General features: G+C 64.9%; 4 protein-coding genes. All 4 read right to left on the minus strand.

The genetic code is table 11. The features are described 5' to 3' along the window. Positions 1–1,762, minus strand: a 1,762-nt coding sequence (locus tag RMN95_RS13960; RefSeq protein ID WP_309617516.1) for an ExeM/NucH family extracellular endonuclease, incomplete at its 3' end; no start/stop codon positions are given. A 173-nt stretch (positions 1,763–1,935) separates the two neighbouring features. Continuing rightward, positions 1,936–2,517 (minus strand): serine O-acetyltransferase EpsC, encoded by a 582-nt coding sequence (gene epsC / locus RMN95_RS13965; protein WP_309617519.1) that lies wholly within the window; start codon positions 2,515–2,517, stop codon positions 1,936–1,938. After that, on the minus strand, positions 2,517–3,449 hold the full coding sequence (cysK, locus tag RMN95_RS13970; protein WP_309617517.1) for a cysteine synthase A: 933 nt from the start codon (positions 3,447–3,449) through the stop codon (positions 2,517–2,519). The genes epsC and cysK overlap by 1 nt, the downstream gene beginning before the upstream one ends. Before the next feature lie 756 nt (positions 3,450–4,205). Continuing rightward, positions 4,206–5,632, minus strand: a 1,427-nt coding sequence (locus RMN95_RS13975; protein ID WP_309617518.1) for a DEAD/DEAH box helicase, incomplete at its 5' end; no start/stop codon positions are given.

Raw genomic sequence — 5,632 nt, forward strand, 5'->3', positions numbered from 1 at the left:
ACTCGGAGGAGTTGATGTTCCAGACGTCTACTCCGGTGACGGATGCCGCGAGTGACGGTGATGCGAACGCGTGGTCGAGCGACCCGAGCTCACCATCGAACGTGTAGGTGTATTCGTCCGTCTTCTCGGGCACCAGATCGACGAACCCAGCCGCGGTCAGCACCTGCGCTGGGTCTTCCTGGTGGTACGCATTGAAGTCACCCAGCAGCATCACGTTGGGCCCCTTGGCGGGGTTTGCGACAATTCCGTCGACAAAGATCTTCAGTCGGTTGGCCTGCGCCGTGCGCTCCGTGTTGAAAAAGCCCTGGAGGTCGGCCGGCTCGGTGCCACCGCCCGATGGCGGACTCTTCGACTTGAAGTGGTTAGCGACGACGGTGATGATCTTGCCGTCAACCTTGAAGGTCTGGGCGATCGGCTCGCGCGCAATATTCCAGACGGTCTCGTCGATGTCTGCGACGCTCGCTCCCACGGGGGTCGCCGTCGCGGTCTTGTAGATAATCGCGTTGGTGATGAAATCAGTGGTGGCAGCATCCAGCAGCGCCGTGGGGGTCGGGACAAACGCCCACACCGTGGAGCCGGCTGCGGCGTTGAGCGCGCCGACCAGGTTGCCGAGCGCCTCATCGGCGGGTTCGCCGAGCTTGACCGAGTTTTCGATCTCCATTAGCGCGACGACGTCGGCATCCAGTGCATTGATCGCCGTCACGATCTTGGACTGCTGCACAGCGAAGTCTTCCGCGTTATCCGCTCCGCGGGCACTCCCACCGAAGGTGGTGAAGTAGTTGAACACGTTGAACGCGCCAACCGAGAAGTCACCACCGACGTCGGCCGGGGCGTCGGTTCGGGGGTTCAGGGGCTCGAAGGTCGGCTCCAGCGCAGCATACTCGGCGGGCGAGGTGCTGCTCAGCGGGCGCTGCGGCTGGAGGCGCCAGTCTGAGAAGCCCCAGCCAAGGATCATGCCGGCGGCGGGAGAAACGAACCCGTCGCCGTTGCGCACTACCGTCGCGGTGTCAAAGTAAGGCTGCGTGCCGGGGTGAGCCGCGTTATTGAGTTGGATGCTGTAGCCGTCATCGACCAGCAGTCGGCTCGCCCTGTTGGCGGCGGCGATCGCGTTGGCCGCGTCTCCGGCGTCAGTGGTTTCCGTTGCCTTGATCGAGAGTGCACCGACGTTCAGCCACAGCGTGCCGAAGTTGAACAGCTGGTGGCTCGATGCGAGGTAGGCGGATTCGGGGGCGACGAGCATCCCCTCAAATGCTTCGCGTGCCGTGCCCACCGTCGTAGCGGGCAAGACGGTCGCGGCGGGAACACCGACCGCGGCGCTTACAAGCGCATAGGCCTCGTTGGCGGTGGCGCTGATCTGGGTCTGCCCGTTGAACTCGCTCGCGACCCCGGTGACCGTGATGAGGTCGCCGATGGCTACCGCGGGGTCGGCATTGGCGGCGAAGACAAAGATGCCGTCAGAACGGTTGTCAGCGGCATCCCCCGCCGCATCTTGCAGGTAGAAACCGCGGTAGCCACTCGCCGTGCTGTTGCGATAGTCGCCGGTGACTACCCCCTGCACGGTGACCGTGGTGCCCGCAAGTGGCGTGACATCGGTGGTGCCCTGCACGTCGGCGATGGTCGCAGTGACCTCGGCCGAGAAGGCGGGCGCCGCAGTCAGGCTCGTGAAGGCGAGAGCGAGAGCGGTTGCCGTCGCGACGGCCATCACCCTCCGGCGTGCTCGGGGGAGCTGGTGCTCACCCTGCGGGAAAGTGGATGCTGGCATGACTCGACGGTCTCCTTCTGGGGGCAGATCAATGCACACTTCTACCCCTTTGTGGGGGTCAGCTTCACCCTAGGGGTGCGCACCGTCAAAAGTCGAGAGCGGGCACCAGGCGGTCACCCGACCGACACCTTCTGGTAACCGATATCGTGAAGGTACTCCCCCGCTGTCCGAGCCTAAATGTAGTAAATCGCCGAATCGGAGTATGAAACCGGCGCACTCGAGGGTGTGGCGGCCGGAGCACGGGGTCGTGCCACCGCGGGCGAACCCACCAGCACGGAGCCGGCGGGCGCATCCGTCACCACCACCGCATTCGCCCCGATCACCGAATGCGAGCCGATCGTCACGTTGCCGAGCACCGTCGAGCCGGCGCCCACCACGATGTCATCTCCCAGGGTGGGATGCCTCTTCTCATGCTTCGCGCTGGTGCCACCCAGCGTCACGCCGTGGTACATCAGCACGTCGTCGCCGATGATCGTCGTCTCGCCGATGACCACACCCGTGCCGTGGTCGATGAAGAACCGTCGGCCGATGACGGCACCGGGGTGGATCTCCACGCCGGTCAGGAAGCGGGTGTACTGCGAAACCGCGCGTCCAGCGGTCTTCAGGCCGCGCATCCACAACCAGTGCGCAAACCTGTAGCCCCACACCGCGTGCAGGCCCGAGTAGGTGAGCCAGATCTCGAAATTCGACCGTGCGGCGGGGTCACGACGGCGTGCATTGGCGATGTCCTCCCGGGTGCGGGAGAACGGCGCCATCACGCGAGGTCTTCGTACAGGACGGTCGAGAGGTAACGCTCGCCATAGCTCGCGATGATCACGACGATGGTCTTGCCCGCGTTCTCGGGTCGGCCGGCCAACTGAAGCGCGGCCTCAACAGTAGCGCCCGAAGAGATGCCGGCGAGGATGCCCTCTTCTTTGGCGAGGCGTCGCGCCATCGAGACGGACTGGCCGATGTTGATGTCGATGACCTCGTCGTACACGTCACGGTCGAGGATCTCGGGAATGAAATTGGCGCCGATACCCGCGATCTTGTGCGGACCGGCCGCGCCACCGTTGAGAATCGGCGACTCCTCCGGCTCGACGCCCACAACCTTCACCCCGGGCTTCTGCTGCTTGAGATAGTTGCCCGTGCCGCTCAGGGTTCCGCCGGTGCCGATGCCCGCGACGAAGATATCGACCGCGCCATCGGTGTCGTTCCAGATCTCCGGCCCGGTGGTGGCGAAATGGATCGCGGGATTCGCGGCATTCTCGAATTGCTTCGTCAGCACGGCACCGGGGGTATTCGCTACGATCTCGGCGGCCCGGGAGACCGCACCCTTCATTCCCTCGGCAGCTGGCGTGAGCACCAGCTCGGCACCGTACGCCTTGAGCAGCGTCTTGCGCTCCTGGCTCATGCTCTCTGGCATGGTGAGGATCACCTTATAACCCCGGGCAGCGCCCACCATTGCCAGCGCGATACCGGTGTTGCCGCTGGTGCCCTCGACCAGCGTGCCGCCAGGCTTCAGTTCGCCCGACTTCTCAGCGGCATCCACAATCGCCACCCCCAGGCGGTCTTTGACGCTGGAGGAGGGATTGTAGAACTCGAGCTTGGCGAGCACCGTGGCGCCGAGCCCCTCGGTGACCTTGTTCAACCGCACCAGGGGCGTGTTGCCATAGACCTCGGTGATGTCGTTGTGGATGCGAGCCATGGGGGCGCCTTTCGTAAGAAACCTGTGATCGCCAGCCTAGACACTCGGGTGCGGCTGGGTCGTTGGGTTACAGCGCACATCCGGCCGCTTTCATTCCCGGGCCGCGTGCGGCGCGGCTCTCATTCGTGAGCAATGGATGTCGCGACCGACCGCTTCGCGCCGCGTGCGTGTATGCGTGGTGCGCGCCCGCATCGTTTGGCCCGGCATTCCACAGTGCACTTGGAGTTGTTAAGAGCGGGCATAAGTACAGCAAGCGCACTGTGGATGCGCCGAGCTTCGGCACGGTCAGCGAGGCGGGGGCGGGTCTCAAGATCAGCCGACGGTGACGCGGGGGCCGAGGCATCCACTTCGAAACTGACTGCGCGATAGAACGCACGCGCGTTGCCGTTGCCGAGCGCACTGGGAAGTTGAGCGTTGCACCTCGAGCTTGCGCGCGATATCGCGCCGGGGATCATTTCCTGGGCGGGTAAGCCCGCACGCCCCCCAGAGCGCCACGACCGCCTCGGTGTCTTCTTCGATGAACGGCCGTATGTGCATCAGTCGATGCTGTCATGGGTAAGCAGGGTCTGGACGCGAAAATGTTCTGACGACGAGACCACGGGTCGGTCAGAGTGCAATACTCGCCCTATTTCTCGAGGCGGACGGGCCACGACTGCGCTCTCAGCGCGATGTGCGGCATAAACGACGAAGGCACCCATCCTTTCGGGTGAGTGCCTTCGATCTACTGCCTGCTGTGCAGTCGTGCGGGTGTGAGTTCTACAGCGCTGCGAGTTCTGCAAGCATTGCGTCGCCCGGTGCTGCGAAATCCGACCTGGCGTCGATCTCGGCGCGGCCGAGCAGCTCATCCATCTTGCGACGGCGGTTGCGGTTGATCAGTGTGACGACGGTTCCGACCTTGCCGGCGCGGCCCGTGCGGCCCGAACGGTGCAGGTACGTCTTGTACTCCTCCGGCGCGTCGGCCTGAATCACCAGCGAGATGTCATCCACGTGGATGCCACGGGCGGCAACGTCCGTCGCGACGAGAACGTTCACCCGGCCGCTGGTGAGCAGCTGCAGGTTGCGGGTTCGGCGCGATTGGTTGAGGTCTCCGTGGAGGCTGGTCGCCGGAATCCCCTTGTCTTCCAGGTAGTCGCTCATCTCTTCGGCGAACGCACGCGTGCGAGTGAAGATGAGGGTCTTGCCTTCGCCCGCGGCGAGCTGCTGGATAATCTCTCGCTTGTCTCGCTGCTCGATGAGCAGCACGCGGTGGTCGATGGTCGACGACGCCTGGTCTTCACCGGCGACCTCGTGGACGGCCGGGTCGACGAGGAACTGCTTGACGAGGGTCGCGACACCCTTGTCGAGGGTGGCCGAGAACAGCAGCTTCTGGCCGCCCTGGCTTGTCTCCTGCAGAATGCGCTGGACGGGCTCGAGGAATCCCAGGTCGCACATGTGGTCGGCCTCGTCGAGCACCGTCACGATGACGTTGCTGAGGTCGAGGCGGCCCTGCTCGATGAGATCTTCGACGCGGCCGGGGGTGGCGATAACGATGTCGACGCCGCGCTGCAGCGCCGAGACCTGCTTGAACTGGGGAACGCCACCGACGATTGTCGTGGTGAACAGGCCGACGGAGCGGGCGATCGGCTGCACGGTGCGGTCGATCTGGAGGGCCAACTCGCGGGTTGGAGCCAGGATGAGGGCGCGCGGTTTGCGTCCCATCTGACGGTCCTTCCCACCGTTGTTCTCCATGAGGCGCTCGACGAGGGGGGCGCCGAAGGCGATCGTCTTGCCTGAGCCGGTCTTGCCGCGACCGAGAACGTCTTTGCCCGCGAGCACATCCGGAATAGTCGCTGCCTGAATCGCAAATGGTGCCTCGGCGCCCATGCTCGCCAGCTGGCGGACGATGTTGCTGCCCAGGCCGAGGTCGGCGAAGGTCACGCCCTCAACGTCGTTAGCCGTGATGACGGCAGCCTCGAGACGCTCGAGCACGACGTCCTCGACAGGTCCGGTCGTGGTGCGAGCAGTGTAGTAATCGCTCTCGCGCTTGGGGGCGCGGTCGTCGAAATCGCGACGGGGCGCGCGGCCTGCACGGTCGTAGCTCGGACGCTCCGTGCGCGCCGGGCGGTAGTTGCTGTACGCAGGACGCTCCGTGCGGTCGTTGTTGTACGCGGGGCGCGCTGGGCGGTCCGCGTTGTACGCCGGAC

Source organism: Salinibacterium sp., from assembly GCF_031364185.1.
Taxonomy (GTDB): Bacteria; Actinomycetota; Actinomycetes; order Actinomycetales; family Microbacteriaceae; genus Rhodoglobus.